The 13,401-nt window shown below is 35.5% G+C and carries 15 protein-coding genes and 1 tRNA gene; 4 read left to right on the top strand and 12 right to left on the bottom strand.

The features are described from left to right. Positions 1–4: 4 nt before the first annotated feature. From RMY63_RS13885 to RMY63_RS13915, 7 genes are all read right to left on the bottom strand, one after another. Positions 5–1,267, bottom strand: coding sequence for a terminase large subunit domain-containing protein (locus RMY63_RS13885; protein ID WP_322729259.1), 1,263 nt, complete (start codon positions 1,265–1,267; stop codon positions 5–7). Further along, positions 1,268–1,771 (bottom strand): hypothetical protein, encoded by a 504-nt coding sequence (locus RMY63_RS13890; protein WP_322729260.1) that lies wholly within the window; start codon positions 1,769–1,771, stop codon positions 1,268–1,270. It abuts the gene before it with no gap. 58 nt (positions 1,772–1,829) lie between these two features. After that, positions 1,830–2,204 carry a hypothetical protein gene (locus RMY63_RS13895; protein WP_322729261.1) on the bottom strand — a complete coding sequence of 125 codons (375 nt, stop codon included), beginning with the start codon at positions 2,202–2,204 and terminating at the stop codon, positions 1,830–1,832. 36 nt (positions 2,205–2,240) lie between these two features. Beyond that, positions 2,241–2,633 carry a hypothetical protein gene (locus tag RMY63_RS13900; RefSeq protein WP_322729262.1) on the bottom strand — a complete coding sequence of 131 codons (393 nt, stop codon included), beginning with the start codon at positions 2,631–2,633 and terminating at the stop codon, positions 2,241–2,243. A 189-nt stretch (positions 2,634–2,822) separates the two neighbouring features. Beyond that, positions 2,823–3,953, bottom strand: coding sequence for a hypothetical protein (locus tag RMY63_RS13905; protein WP_322729263.1), 1,131 nt, complete (start codon positions 3,951–3,953; stop codon positions 2,823–2,825). Positions 3,954–4,101: 148 nt separating this feature from the next. After that, positions 4,102–4,266: a hypothetical protein gene (locus RMY63_RS13910; RefSeq protein WP_322729264.1), complete on the bottom strand. Its 165-nt coding sequence runs from the start codon at positions 4,264–4,266 to the stop codon at positions 4,102–4,104. A 112-nt stretch (positions 4,267–4,378) separates the two neighbouring features. Beyond that, a complete protein-coding gene (locus RMY63_RS13915) occupies positions 4,379–4,597 on the bottom strand; it encodes a hypothetical protein (RefSeq protein WP_322729265.1) in 219 nt (72 codons plus the stop codon). Positions 4,598–5,532: 935 nt separating this feature from the next. On the opposite strand from RMY63_RS13915, the gene RMY63_RS13920 reads away from it, so the two are divergent. From RMY63_RS13920 to RMY63_RS13935, 4 genes are all read left to right on the top strand, one after another. After that, positions 5,533–5,766 (top strand): hypothetical protein, encoded by a 234-nt coding sequence (locus RMY63_RS13920; protein WP_322729266.1) that lies wholly within the window; start codon positions 5,533–5,535, stop codon positions 5,764–5,766. Between the two features lie 131 nt (positions 5,767–5,897). Then, a complete protein-coding gene (locus RMY63_RS13925) occupies positions 5,898–6,044 on the top strand; it encodes a ribbon-helix-helix protein, CopG family (protein WP_322729267.1) in 147 nt (48 codons plus the stop codon). A 77-nt stretch (positions 6,045–6,121) separates the two neighbouring features. Further along, positions 6,122–6,853, top strand: coding sequence for a phage regulatory protein/antirepressor Ant (locus tag RMY63_RS13930; RefSeq protein ID WP_322729268.1), 732 nt, complete (start codon positions 6,122–6,124; stop codon positions 6,851–6,853). A 172-nt stretch (positions 6,854–7,025) separates the two neighbouring features. After that, positions 7,026–8,645 carry a hypothetical protein gene (locus tag RMY63_RS13935; RefSeq protein ID WP_322729269.1) on the top strand — a complete coding sequence of 540 codons (1,620 nt, stop codon included), beginning with the start codon at positions 7,026–7,028 and terminating at the stop codon, positions 8,643–8,645. Between the two features lie 1,554 nt (positions 8,646–10,199). On the opposite strand, the gene RMY63_RS13940 is transcribed toward RMY63_RS13935, so the two are convergent. The 5 genes from RMY63_RS13940 to RMY63_RS13960 all read right to left on the bottom strand — a co-directional run bounded on the left by RMY63_RS13940 (position 10,200) and on the right by RMY63_RS13960 (position 13,305). Further along, positions 10,200–10,832, bottom strand: coding sequence for a hypothetical protein (locus RMY63_RS13940; RefSeq protein ID WP_322729270.1), 633 nt, complete (start codon positions 10,830–10,832; stop codon positions 10,200–10,202). A gap of 62 nt (positions 10,833–10,894) precedes the next feature. Next, entirely contained in the window at positions 10,895–11,041 is a 147-nt protein-coding gene (locus tag RMY63_RS13945) for a hypothetical protein (RefSeq protein WP_322729271.1), read from the bottom strand. 110 nt (positions 11,042–11,151) lie between these two features. Beyond that, on the bottom strand, positions 11,152–12,306 hold the full coding sequence (locus RMY63_RS13950) for a tyrosine-type recombinase/integrase (protein WP_322729272.1): 1,155 nt from the start codon (positions 12,304–12,306) through the stop codon (positions 11,152–11,154). 123 nt (positions 12,307–12,429) lie between these two features. Next, positions 12,430–12,503: transfer RNA gene (locus tag RMY63_RS13955), tRNA-Val, on the bottom strand. 223 nt (positions 12,504–12,726) lie between these two features. Next, positions 12,727–13,305, bottom strand: coding sequence for an NAD(P)H-dependent oxidoreductase (locus tag RMY63_RS13960; protein WP_322729273.1), 579 nt, complete (start codon positions 13,303–13,305; stop codon positions 12,727–12,729). Positions 13,306–13,401: the final 96 nt, after the last annotated feature.

Here is a 13,401-nt window from a genome sequence, read left to right on the forward strand (position 1 = left end):
TTATTTAATTTCTAAGTTGTTTATTTTGAAGAGCGTTATACAAGGAACCTATACAATATCTGGCAGCATCAACTGTGTGATCTTCTTGATGGTCTGCTGGTTTATTTATTAGTTGACCTTCACTATCAGTTGCCCGATGGTAGTCTTCAAATTGAGATATCAATTCAGTTAAACTAGCTTTAATAAAAAGATTATCTTGGTAAAATAAATTATTCATAATGTCTATACTTGGCATTAGTCCTAACTTAGTTCTACTGACCTCTACAGCCCTGCTCATGCCAGGTATATTTTCACGTTTACCTAATATTCTTGCTGACTTAATACTGCCTCCTCTGTCATCTGGTAAATAGGTTCTGTACACATTATATTTAGTACAAAGTTTAGCCATCTCTCTTAGGAAAATTTCTTCTGGTATAGTCTCTCCAGATTTATTTAGCCAGTAGTCAACTATATAAAATTTACTTCTATCTGCGCTTAATCCCACCACTACAACGCATGGATTTCTATCCCCCCAATCTCCTCCAATGTAATAAGAAAGGTTATTAGGTATATCTTTTAAATAATGTTTATTAGATAGCTGGTCAAACAACTGACCTGAGAAGTTTTCAAAACTAGCTTGATATTCTTGTTTATATGATTTCTCAGGCATCTGAGCCTTTGCTTGCCTAAGTTGTTTTAGGGGGAAGTGAGGATTATCACGGGTGGTGAAATGGTAATAACTCCACTCTGCTAAATCTTTTATCTTTAAATAGAATTTATATAGTGGATGATTTTTTCCTTTGGGAGTGGCACATAATGTAGCTGTTGAACCTGGTGTATCTCCTAATGCTGGGAAAACTACTTGTTCCCAAACATCAGGTTTGATATCTTGAAATTCATCTGCTGCTACAAAATAAAATTTAAGTCCTCTTAACCCATCCCCAGCATCGTCATTTGTACCCCTTAAAATGATGTCTGGTTTGGAACCTTTAAAAGTTATTCTATAATCTGAATGGTTGATATTTTTTACAAAAGGAGCGTCCTTTAACATTCCTACAAGTGCTTTCCAATGTACTGCCTTACACTGTTTTAGGGTTGGCATAATTAGAGCAATTGTTGGAGGAAAGTTAGGGTCAATTGGTTGGTTATAGGTTAAGGCGCTAACTATAAGTTGAGTTCTTAGTAAATGACTTTTACCAAAGCGTCTACCGCAAACCAGCAGCCTAAATCTATTTGGGTCTACAAATATCTCCTTTTGTTTGGCGTGTAGTTTAATCTCAAAGCTCATTTACAAATCCTCATCTCCAGCCAAGGATTCTTCTTGTACAGGTTCTGAGTCTTTAACAATAATTGTGTAAGAAGATGTAGGTTCAATCCTCTCTGCCCATTCTTCTTTGAGAGCCTTAATAGCATCAACTGCTGTCTTTGGTTCCCTCTTTATAAGGTTTACTACCTCTCCTCTGCTACTTTGAGTTTGGTAGTCATAACCATCTAGGCACATCCTCACAATACTTTGTAGCTCAAGGGTTCTGCTGATTTTAGAATGTAAATTTACTAACCCTACTTTGATAGCTAACTCTAAAGTTAAAGCTTCACTCTTCTGAAGTTCTTCAACTTTACTTTTGCTATTTTTGATTAATGTTTTTAACTGCTGTACTGTCAGCTTTATCTCAAACTTATCCTCAAACAAGGCAGTCATTTGATTTTGAGTTAGATGAGGCTGAATTGATAAAAGTAATATTAAAAAATCTCGCTGAGCTGATGTCAGCATTAGTGCTTTATTCGTTCCCATAAAAAAAGGATGCTAAGGAGCACCCATATAGTTTAGATATCTATTATTAAAATCTGTCCTAAATCAGCTTCATGGCCTCGAAGGAGAGGAGTTCAAGTGCCTCCAAGTATGTTGTACCTAACCAGGAATCTAAGCTGGTCTGCTGCTTATCCTGGAAGTACTCATGTCTCACTATTAACCAAGATTTCTCAGAAGCTGTAAAGTGATATTCAAGGATAGCCCTATGTAATTTACCTAGTCCCCAAATTGCACTCTCAAGTTCATCAGAATCAATTTGACCAAACAGTGAGTTACCTGGTTTTAGCTCAGAAGAATCTTTGTAGATGCGAGGTAAATATTGGTCAATATTATCAAGCTCCCCTTCAAAAAATAACTGTAAACATTCTTCCAAATTTGCTGTATCAATATAAGAAGTCAATAGTTGAGTAGTCATAATTTTAAAATCCTTTATTTATTAGTAGAATTAATATTAATAAGTTGAAGTTAATGTGTTCTCAAATAACTGTTTCCAATCACCTTTTTTGTAGGAGCACTCTAACTCAGTTAATTGTTGGAGTTTTCTGTTTGTGTATAAGGGTTTATCTAGGTTAGCCCTCTCACTTTCAATAATTTGATTGAAGTTTTGATTCATCCAATCCCGTATCTGTTGCTTATCCCTAGCTGATAAAGATTTATCATTTAAATACTCTTGAACTATTGGTATGAGTCCCCAGTGATTCCTTTGTTCTGCATAATCTGCCCCATAAGCCTTTCTGAATTTGTAACTTAGTGTACTTTTAGGAATCTTAAATATCTTTGCTAATGATCTTAAGGAATACCCTTTTAAAAATAATTCATAAGCTCTACTAATGACGTTGCTCATTTGAATTCTCTAGCTCCTTTATCTTCTAAAAATAGCCTTTTTGCATTAGTAAAAGGTAGGATATATCTATTAACTAAAAGCACCTTAAGCGCTGCGCTAGGCTATTAGTAGAATAAGAGATATTGGCTTAAATTTAGACATTAAAAACCTCCCTGATTAAAGGAGGCTTCTATTAGTTACTTATTTGATTTATGCTGCTTTAGCACTCTTCAAAATAGGTAACTGAATAACGTTGTCTGTCTTAGCTGACTTTATTAATCTCCCAGTCCTGTAAGCTTCAACAATAGAATTATTTAACTTTTCTATTGTTCTACCGCCTACTACACAATTGAACCCTTCTTTAATTAATTTACTCTTAAACCAGAAGTGAGATTCAATGCAAGAATTAGTAAGGTAGTTATTAACAAGCCTCTCTGAGATAGCCTGGGTGTCTATAAAACTTACTTTAACCTTTGCTCCAGGAAACATAGTAGAAGCATTGTCATTGATCTCCTGGATGTAGCTTTTAGCCTCCCAACTGATTCCTACGGGTGAGGTGAAAACTAACTCAATGGGTTTACTTTTGTAATGTTGAAGTGCTAACTCAATGTAATGCTTATCAAGTATTGTAACCTTTACATTTTCCTCTGAGATTGTTCTTGATTTTAACTCATAAATTTTGGTTACTTTTGGAAGCTGCTCTACAAAATCAAATCTTCTGTGAGAACCAGGGTTAAAGGTGTCATAGACTGGTACTTCAAATTTGAGATTAATATTTGAGTGCCCAGCTAATTCCATAAGCTTCAATTGGAGGGTTGGCTCAATAGTATGAGTGGATTCTTCAATCTCTTTTTTAACTGAAGTTTCAATAGCTAACGAACCAAGTGTTTGGAAATCTTGGGCAGCTTGAGAAGAACCTTGAGTTAAGTAACTGTAAGCGTGTAAAAAATCACCAACCCAAAGTGCTTTTATTTTACCTAGTGATACCTTATTTTGCTGCGCATACCTAGCTTTAAAATCAATTAATAATTGACCCTCTAATTTACAGGCCTTACCAGCTAAGGTTCCCAACGACCTCTCTTTTGTAGAGGTTGCTAAATCTGTTTTATTAGCCCAATTTTTTAAGTAATCTTCACTACTTAAACCTTTAGCAACACTTAGGCTACTCATTATGTAAATTGCATTTTCACCTTTACTATTAGTCGTCCATTTTAAGTCATACTCTTCAGTCAATCTACAAAGTTCATTAACTATAGTTTGGTCAACATTAGGGTCTGCTGATTTAATAACTGATTTCAATCTAGCTGTGGAATTTGAAGGGGAATTAAGAATAAGTGTCATTTTTTAATGTAGTATTTAGTATTGATAATTAGGTCTCTTTCAACCTTTCTGTATTAATACTAACTTGACTGTACATGCTAAATGTAGGCAACACAACAGCCTCCTATTTGCGGTAGGAGGCTGTTAATTAGAAATCTGTGTGTGGATGTTAGTTACGGTCAGATAAATCAGCAAAGTCACGTTGAAAGTCAGTGTAAGCAGCCAAGTTATCTTCTATTAGCTGGGGCTGTAAAATTAACTTTCCTACAAGTACTCCAAGTACAAAGCTGAATAAAATCAAAGTAAAAATAATCAGCGTAATAATTTCTATCATTTTAATATCCTTATTATGTGGTGGGAAGTTTTTAGGCTTCCCAATTACTCAATTTACTTTAGGGGGTTTCTGATGTCATCTACTAACAGTTGAATGATGCCAGCTACCAAGCTTAATTGATATACAGCAAAGTTACCTGGTATTTAGTGTTCTCTTTAGTCCTTAGTGACTTAATAATTAGTTTATTGAACAAAATATCATTCAGCAATCCTATTAAGCTTTCACGACTAGCTACCATCATTCTGTGAGTGGAATCTACAGTTAACCAGAAGGCTGTGACTTCTTCACCTTTGTAACCTGTAATTAGAGCGCGGTCAGTTAAGTTAGACATAAATTTAAATTCCTTATTTAATCTTATATGAATATATTAACTGTTAGCTATGTGAACAATGTAGGCAGTATTCTATTAGTAAATATCTATGAAATTAGTTTTAAAATAATTTACAAATGCCTATATTTTACCTATCAAACTATTGACAGTTGTAATAAAATGTAGTATAATAGTAGTATAAGGGTGAGGGAGGGAATACATAAACTCCAGCTAGATACGCCTCAAAATGATCTAGCAACGATGAGGTCACAACATATTAACCTTATGCAGCTAATAGGGGTTCTGCTAAAACAAGTCCACCTGGTCAATTAGCCTTTCACCACCTAAAGTAAAAAGGACGCTGGTAGAGACTCCCGCAGAAAACTTGGATAGGTCAGTGTTAGAACGTTATCCTGTAGAATTTTTAAATTAGTTTTTACTAATAAGTTTTAAACATATATAAACTGAAAATCCCTGGTAGAGAAATCTACTGGGGATTTTTTAATAGTGTCTACACTCAGGAGATCCATTAGGCTGCTGAAGGTAAATGAGGTGCAGGAAGCTCAAGCTGAAGGGAACTGAAACTGTGTTAACTATATGCCTGCGGCGCTATGAGGGGAATGAGGAATTACCTGCACATTTTTTTTAGATTTCTCACTCCTGATAATTAAGGAATGAGCCTTAACTCTGCCGCCCAAAATTAAGGTTTTTTTTCAATTTTCTTAGGCAAAGGTAATAGAGGAAAAGAAGGTAAGAATAAGGAATAAGAGGAGATAACTAAAGGGAGAAAAGGGATAAAGAAGCACAGTATAGTATAGGTGATTATCTAAATACTCTACAATATATACCCTGTACAGTTTTCAGCCTCTAAAATTGCTTCGTTTTAAACACTTAAAATAAATAACTGGGACAGTTTTCATTAGTAGAAGACGTTATAACTTTGTTGATACAGACTAATGAAAGACACAAATATCACCATTAGAATCAATCCTTCTATTAAGGAACAATGGCAGCAGGTAGCTGAAGATAATAATACCTCCCTCTCCGCCCTTATAGTGACTGCTGTAACCAGATACATCACTGAATTGACTACTAACACAGAAAAATTGGATAGGGGTGCTATGGGAATAGCCAGGTTAATATTATCTGAAATAGAATCACAATACTCTGAATTTCAAAAGTTAAATTGATTATTATAAGTGCTCATTTAATACCACTTTTTAGTGGCCATTTATAATACAATTTGCTACAATAGATATATACAAAAGGGAAGAGAAAACAAACCCTTACCAAACTATATTGAAAACACTTTTATAACATTATGGCAAACGATAAACACATCGCAGTTAGAATTCCTCTTCAACTTTGTAACTTAGTAGATAGTGAAGCACAGGATGAGTTACTAAGCAGGGCTGACATCATCAGGAGAGCATTACTCCACTACTACAAGTCTAAAGGTATTGTTTAACTTTCGAGGGGCACCTAAGCCCCAGCTACTATTCTCAAATTAACTAATAAACTTTTAATAAATCAAACATAAATAAAATGACAAACATTACTATTCAAACCATCAATTCTACTCTAGTTATTGACTCTCGTTTAATTGCTGCTGAATTAGGTATTGAACACAGAGCTTTGAAGAAGACTATTCAAACTTATCAATCTGATTTTGAAGAGTTTGGTACTTTAGACACTGTGAGTGCTGAAAGTACTTTTGGTAGACCTGAGACTTTCTATTACTTAAATGAAGACCAATCCTACCTATCTCTAACTTATAGCAATAACACTCCTCAAGTTAGACAAGCTAAAGTTAACTTGGTTAAAGCATTTAAAGCAGCAAGAGAAGCTACTATTCCTAAACCTAATACTGATATTCTTTACTTACTAGAACAGTCAGCAGCAGCTATCAGAGAAGCTAGGGCACAAGCTGCGATCGCTGAAGAGAAGGTGGCTTTAATGGCTCCTAAAGTTGATGCTTATGATGTGGTCTTAGAGTCAGGGAAGCTACTGTCATGGGGTGAGGTAGCCAAGATTATAGATTCTCCAAATTTGGGGAGAAACAACTTACTAAAAGTTCTGAGAGGTGGGAAGATATTAGATGATAATAATATCCCCTACCAAAGTTATGTTAATAGAGGATTTTTCAAGGTAATTGAAACTGATACCTTTGCTGGTTTTAAACTAGTTAGCAAATGCACCCAGAAAGGGCTAGACTACCTTATTAAATACCTTAAGGGTGAAGGGTTCATTATTCCAGATAAATCTAAGGCTGCTTAAGTCTAATATCTGACAAATAACCAAATTAAGGGGACTTTAATAAGTCCTCTTTTTAATGTTTACTAATGCCTAATTAGTGTAACTTTCGTGTGGCCATTTGTAACACGACTTGTTATAATGATAGGTATAAGAAATATATTTATATTTAACTTTAATATTTTAATTTAAAATTATGACAGCTACTAAAGTAAAGAAATCAGCTCCAGTTTGTAAGGGTTATATAATTTCAACTTATAGAGTTATTAAGTCTCAATTAGATTTTGTTAATAGTGTACTGGGTAATGTTAATGAAGATACTAGAACTTTATTCTGCCACATCTTAGTTAGTGTTATCATCAACATCAAGAAGATTGAGTGGATTCCAGTATCCTCAACCTTAATTAAAAAGAAGATTCAGAAAGCAAGCTGGAAGGCTTTAGAAGAATTAGGTTTAATTGAAGTAACTAACTACTCACATGAGAATGGGTTATCTAGAGAGTTCAAGGTCACTGATGTTATCCTAGACCGCTTCCTAGAGCTATCTAATTTATCCCCTGAGGAAATTATTAGCAGCACTAAATATAATTTATTTACTGGTAGAAAATCTGATAGCAAACTGACTAACCAAAAGTATGATGAGAATAGAAATGAGGAACCTATATTAATTACCAGCGCACTTGACTTGATAGCTCAAGGATTCTTCAATATGAAGGCTATCATTGTACATTTAGATGAGTTACAGAGAGAAGAAAATAAAGCTGCTGAAGAATATGGGCAATATTCTAAAGAACATAAGAAAGCTAGAGCAAGATTTATTAATGATGATCATTGCTTTAAAGCTATCCTCAACCAATCTCCTGTTAGAATTAGTGAAGATATATGGTGCTACAGCCCTGCTTATAGAGTTCAGATGAGTGGAAGGGTTAGTCATATCTTAGGAGGTTTACAATCTGCTAGTAGAAGGATGAAGGCGGCTGCTTATATGGGAATAGAAGATTTGAGAAATTACGATTTGAAAGCTTCTCAGGTTAGTGGATTAATTCAACAATTTAAATTAGCTAAATTAGATACCAGTTGGTTAGAAGACTACAAAGAAAGACCTAGTGCTAAAAAATACTATGCTGCTCAAGTTGGTATCAGTGTAGATTGCTGGAAGAAATGCCTCTGTGCCTTAATGTTTGGAGCTTATGTATCAACTGCTAACGATCGCACTAAAGGTAAACTGAAGGACTTAGAAGGTACAGTAGAAGGGGAACCTAAGAAAAAACCAAATGCAATAATAGATGCCTTATTTGAAGAAGCTGGTGATATAGATTTGGCTTTAGAATACATCACTAAATTTTTTCAAGTAGTAGCTCCTTTAAAAGTTGAGATTGATAAATGGCATAACTGGTTACTAAACACATGGGTAATTAAAATAGGTTACTTAGGTAAAAATGGAAAGCGTTATATAAATAATCCAACGGGTAAAAAACTTTGCATAACTGACTTAGAAAACGATTATCCACTTTGGAAAGTAAAAGCTATGGTCTCTGCTTTTGTTCTTCAAGGCCAAGAATCCTGCTTTATTCATAACCTGACTCTAACAAGTATAGAATATGACTTTCAGGTTATAAGTAATGAGCATGATGGGTTAGTTACCTTGGGTCCTATACCTGCTGAAGCAATTGAAAAGGCTGCTGCATTGTCAGGTTTAAAAGGAGCCATCTTAGAAGAGAAAGCTTTAGAAGGAATGGATTTGATAGCAGAACTTATAGAGAGAGAAGATAGTTCAGGAGAATTAGAAGTAGAGGAACTACTAAATTATTTCTAAAGCTGAAGATTAATTAGCAGACCCTGCGGGTCATTTGAGAGGGTGGTAGAACTTAGCTTCGCCGCCCTTTTTTTCAATTTTCTTAGGTAAAGGTAATAGAGTAGAAGAAGAAAGGAAAAGTAGAGAAGTAAGTAGGTAATAGAGTAGAGAAAGAAGGTAAAGAAGCTAAGTATAGTATAGGTGATTATGGTAAACAGCTAGAACCTATACTGGGTATACCTTACAACCCCTAAAATTGCTTCGTTTTAACTTGTAAATCACCTTCATTTTAGGCCCCCACATTAAGCGATCGCACCCAAGGAAAATTAATTAATATCTAAAGCTAGGGGTTGGGCACTCAGAATAACCACAAGGTCCTACTCTACTAGGTGACTCATATTGATAAGTTGTATTAGGTTGATAATTACCTCTAATACAGGATTTAACCCCCATCATTATTAATAGTGTAAGAATCCCTCCAACCACTTGACCACCTGAATTATTATTACTACTCATATAGCCTACTTGAAAATATTTCAAAACTTCTATCTCAAACTACTATATATAATAGCTACCTAATCAGAGAAGAAATACTGAAATATAATTTTAAGTAAAACCACTGTTTATAGGTTTACCAAGTCTACGGTTATAATGTATACCACCAGTCACACAGGGTAACTCCCATCTGCAGATGGTTGTAGTTTAACTGTGTAAAACGCTAAAGGGTACGGCCCATTTCTTAAGGATGGTTGAACGTTAACTTTAGTGCGGCTACTTATGAATATCCAGTCTCAGGCTAGGTTAACCTCTTAGTCTTTCTTAATTAATTGCTTTGTGAGTTACCAGGTGTAAGTCATCTCCAATGTGCGATCGCTGCAAGTATAGTATCCTTGAGTATAAATACTACTGAAGTTTGGGTGGCACTTACAATATAGGAGAGAAGAGAGACAACTACAGTAGATAACTGAAATAGATAACTGGCAGTAGAAATCTGATTAGGTATTTTGAATAGTTATCTACCTATCCCTGACCCTGAAGAAAACACAGCCACAGAAAACTTCAATCTCAGTTTTCTATTTTAATTTACTTAATACTCTAACCATTAGGTTTCCTAACCTTAGTAGACTCATAAAGAAAAGTGATTTAATGCCCCTTAAGCATAAGGATACTTTGTTAAGGGAACTTGAGTAGAAAACTATTTCCAGTAATTAAACTTCCTAAAAGTTATCTAAACCTTACCTGAATCAGCTATCTACCCACAAGCCACCACAAGGGTCAACACATTACTGCTGCTACACTTCAGGCATATTTGTGTGGTGGAAAATACAGGCTGCTAGAGGGTCAATATAGCTCTGGTACTCTTAAAAAAGATCCAGATAAATTTAGCAGAACCAGACAATTTACCTACTAATTTACCCTATCACCCTCTCCTTGCTATATGGGGTAATTTAACAGGCTAGTTATTTTTGCTCTATTTCTGGTTAGATTTCAAGGCAGTTGTAGAGTATGTTAACTGGATCTGGTATTTTAGTACCAGACCAAAATTAAAATAGAACTAGACTTAGCCCTAATAAATTAACCTTTTTTGGTAGACATAATTACCTTTGTATACTTAATTTCAAATCCTAGCTGATTTATAGACAGAATTAGAGATAATGCATCTGGATGAATAGAGGGACCCACCAATCGACCTTTAGTCTTGCCACTGCTTTTAAGATAGCGCAGTAATTGTCCTAATGTATTGCAATCTATAGTCTTTCTTTTAAGCTCAATCACTTCACCATCAACAACAATATCTGCTCTGCCTGAATCTAATTTAAGTTGTCTGTGACCCCCAAAATAAAATTGATATTCCTTTTCAATATCAGTTTCTTTAAATCTCATACCTGTAGGCTCTAGACAGGTATTTAACAACAGATAGCTACACGCGCCTAAAGAATCAGTTATCCATAATCTTCTAGACTTGAATAAATCATCTCCATGTTTATGGTTAAAAGTATATTTAAAAACTTTCAATCTATTTCCATTTATTATTTCAAAGTTTCCTGGGAGTAAGCACTTCCCGTTTACTATAAAATTCTTAGCAAAGTCCTTTGAATCTTTTCCTTTAGCCTTTGTTAAATGACCCACCACAAACTTCATTTCACCTTCAAATAAAATCCATTGAAGGTTATATCTTTTAATTAGAAAACTTAATTGTTCTAACACTGTCTTTGCTGCATCAGGCTGCTTTTAAAATAAGTTTGATTATACCTAATAATGGTTAGTCTTTAAGTTTCCTCTTCATCTTCACCATTAATTTCATCTTCTTCCTCAATAAAAAGTATGCTTTCCCAAATTACGCCGTCCATTCTTCGCAGAATCTTCCCATCAGCAAAATGAACTTCATCTCCTTCATTCAGTATCTTTGTGTACATTATTATTAATTCGAGGTCTCTCATAATAACTCCTTGTTTATTTGATTGATGTATATATCAAAGTTCAGGCAGCTTAGGTTTTCTAATATAGTGGTTAATGAATTACTACTTTAAAAGTATTCTGGTATTTCAGTCTTCTTAATACAGGCAGCATAATTCCTCAACATTGTTCTAAGGTCATGTCCTGTTTGTTCACTCAATTCTAGGGGAGAAACCTCAGCAGTTAATGCATGGGAGATATAAGTTGATCTTGTGTAGTAGAATTTTCTATAACTGATACCTAATCTTTTTAAAATAGTTTTCCATGCTCTCTGACAGAAATTATGGTCATCAACAGGGTTCCCTTGTCTTGTAGTAAAAACAAAGGATTCTGGATCAGGATTACTGAGACCTTTTTCTATTAATATTCGCTGCATGTTAGGGCTTAATCTAACAGTCCTATCCTTATTATTTTTAGCAGACTTCCTTATTTTTCCTCTTCCTAAACTTTCACCCACCCATACAATTTTATAATCTGGGGATATATGTTTCCATAGAAGTCCATTAACCTCACCAGTTCTCATCCCTGTACCAAAAGCAAAGGTAACATAGTCTGAGTAGTGTTTGTAGTGTGGGTCATTTTTGAATGCTTCTATAATTTGCTTAACCTCTTCTGAGGTAAATGGTCTAGGTTTTTGCTTAGGGGATATTTTGATGGATTGATATATAGGAAGCCAGGGATTAGATTCCACCCAATGTTTAGATTTACTCCACTCCCAACAGGCACTGAGTAAACCTATTCGCTCCTTAAATACTCTGTCACCTGACTTTTGTTTAACCCAGTCAGCAAACTGTTCAGAGCATATAGAACCTAGTAATTCAGCATGTTTATTTGCTAGACATTCTTTATCTAGACCATTATCACAAACAAACTCTTTTAGATAATGTAGGGTCGCTGTGTATTTCTGGGAGGTTAGAGGGTCATTATTTTTGGAGCGGTGAGCAGTGAACAGGTCAAACATATCCGCTATGGATATCTTATTTTGATTAGTATCTGATTTAGTATCAACATCTCCTCTGTAATGAATTAGTTTAGAAGAGTCAAAAGTCTTAAGTAGTAAGTCTCTACTTATCTCTGAGGCTATACCCTCTGCCACTTTGCGGTTAACTGGGGTGTCAGCTAGTTTAAGAGCTAAGGTGTGTTGCTTGCTATTGTAGGTGAATCTTAAACGCAACCTGTCCCTGAAGCACTCTATATGAACAGTCCCTGCTGGAGCCTTGGGCATAGGATAGAATTAGGATACTAATCTGATACTAAAACTAGGTCAGATTTGTGTCAATATGGGGTAGTAACTGGCAATATTCAAATCCAGTTATTTCTGAAACCCTTACTATATATGGATTCTTAATGGACGTAACTGGATTCGAACCAGTGACCTCTACGATGTCAACGTAGCGCTCTAACCAACTGAGCTATACGTCCTTAACCTTTTTGCCTCTCCCAAGTATACCATCTGAGACCGATTTGGGATAATGCGAGAGATTAAACCAATAAATCATAGTGGCTCCATACAGCTTAAGTTTACCTTTGGGGGTAAAAAGCATATTTTCAACCCTATACTCGGTGGGCAATTTGTGATAAAAGGGATATGGCTACGGCGCAGGCGATCGCTACTAAAATCCAATTTACTGAACACCTGAAAAATTTAGTTAAGCTTCAGCAATATCTTTGTTAAGCCATCGCCTAACTGCTCAATAGATTCTTGCTGTTTGGGATCTTTTAAGGTGCCATCAGCATTAAAAGCTTCGTAAGCTTTGGGTAAGGCTATCTGGTCGGGAAGTACTAAAACTTTGATGTTTCCCAAAATAGACCGCAGGTGAACCAATCCCCGCAAACCACCAAGAGCACCAGGGGAAGTACTCATAATAGTAGCAACTTTACCTGCAAAAGCAGCTAACGGTGCTTCGTTTGGTGCTGGACGAGATGCCCAGTCAATGGCATTCTTCAAAACTGCTGTGAGTGAACTGTTATATTCTGGCGAAGCAATCAGCAATCCTTGATGAGAAATTAGCAAATCCTTGAAAGTACGGGCATTGGCTGGTAGTCCTTCTTGAGCTTCCAAATCTTCATCATACAAAGGTAAAGGCAAATCGCGCAGGTCTATATAAGTCACTTCTGCGCCTGCTGCCTTCGCGCCTGCTGCCGCAATTTTTACTAATTTTTTGTTGTAAGAATCTATACGCGTGCTGCCGGCAAAGGCGAGGATTTTAAGTGTAGATGCCATAATTCTAGGTTGAATAGGAAGGATTAACCTGTTCAGGTGCATTATCCTGTTTTCAGGCGATCGCTATTTGCTACCTTTAGAGTTTCTTTACAAACT

Source organism: Nostoc sp. ChiQUE01b (genome assembly GCF_034531255.1).
In the GTDB taxonomy this organism is placed as follows: Bacteria; Cyanobacteriota; Cyanobacteriia; order Cyanobacteriales; family Nostocaceae; genus Nostoc.

Coding starts and splice junctions, on each gene's coding strand:
- RMY63_RS13910 (WP_322729264.1), bottom strand. CDS start 4,266: ATGATAGAAATTATTACGCTGATTATTTTTACTTTGATTTTATTCAGC.
- RMY63_RS13885 (WP_322729259.1), bottom strand. CDS start 1,267: ATGAGCTTTGAGATTAAACTACACGCCAAACAAAAGGAGATATTTGTA.
- RMY63_RS13905 (WP_322729263.1), bottom strand. CDS start 3,953: ATGACACTTATTCTTAATTCCCCTTCAAATTCCACAGCTAGATTGAAA.
- RMY63_RS13915 (WP_322729265.1), bottom strand. CDS start 4,597: ATGTCTAACTTAACTGACCGCGCTCTAATTACAGGTTACAAAGGTGAA.
- RMY63_RS13890 (WP_322729260.1), bottom strand. CDS start 1,771: ATGGGAACGAATAAAGCACTAATGCTGACATCAGCTCAGCGAGATTTT.
- RMY63_RS13935 (WP_322729269.1), top strand. CDS start 7,026: ATGACAGCTACTAAAGTAAAGAAATCAGCTCCAGTTTGTAAGGGTTAT.
- RMY63_RS13945 (WP_322729271.1), bottom strand. CDS start 11,041: ATGTACACAAAGATACTGAATGAAGGAGATGAAGTTCATTTTGCTGAT.
- RMY63_RS13930 (WP_322729268.1), top strand. CDS start 6,122: ATGACAAACATTACTATTCAAACCATCAATTCTACTCTAGTTATTGAC.
- RMY63_RS13920 (WP_322729266.1), top strand. CDS start 5,533: ATGAAAGACACAAATATCACCATTAGAATCAATCCTTCTATTAAGGAA.
- RMY63_RS13960 (WP_322729273.1), bottom strand. CDS start 13,305: ATGGCATCTACACTTAAAATCCTCGCCTTTGCCGGCAGCACGCGTATA.
- RMY63_RS13950 (WP_322729272.1), bottom strand. CDS start 12,306: ATGCCCAAGGCTCCAGCAGGGACTGTTCATATAGAGTGCTTCAGGGAC.
- RMY63_RS13895 (WP_322729261.1), bottom strand. CDS start 2,204: ATGACTACTCAACTATTGACTTCTTATATTGATACAGCAAATTTGGAA.
- RMY63_RS13900 (WP_322729262.1), bottom strand. CDS start 2,633: ATGAGCAACGTCATTAGTAGAGCTTATGAATTATTTTTAAAAGGGTAT.
- RMY63_RS13925 (WP_322729267.1), top strand. CDS start 5,898: ATGGCAAACGATAAACACATCGCAGTTAGAATTCCTCTTCAACTTTGT.